The sequence below is a fragment of the Mycobacterium sp. UM_Kg27 genome (assembly GCF_000972905.1).
Lineage (GTDB): Bacteria > Actinomycetota > Actinomycetes > Mycobacteriales > Mycobacteriaceae > Mycobacterium.
The window spans coordinates 1-230 of sequence record NZ_JRMM01000382.1; the positions used below are offsets into that span (position 1 = coordinate 1).

The following is a 230-nucleotide window of genomic DNA, read 5'->3' on the forward strand; positions in this document are numbered from 1 at the left end:
CCGCCGTCCACCAAGGCGTAGCCGCCGTTGCCACCGACGCCACCACCGAAGGCACCACCTCCGGCACCACCGAGAGCCGTACCGGTTGCCGTGCTATTTGGGCCGACCGCCTCAACGTAGGCGTAGTTGCCGTTGCCGCCGACGCTGGAGTTGCCGGTGGCGGTTCCGCCCGCGCCACCGATAGCGGTACCGCTGGCCGAGCTGCCGGTCGTGTCGCCGAACACGGTGCC

1 pseudogene is annotated in these 230 nt (G+C 70.9%); it reads right to left on the reverse strand.

The features are described from left to right. Nucleotides 1–230 (reverse strand): annotated as a pseudogene (locus tag LI94_RS24250) (PE family protein); the annotation flags it as partial.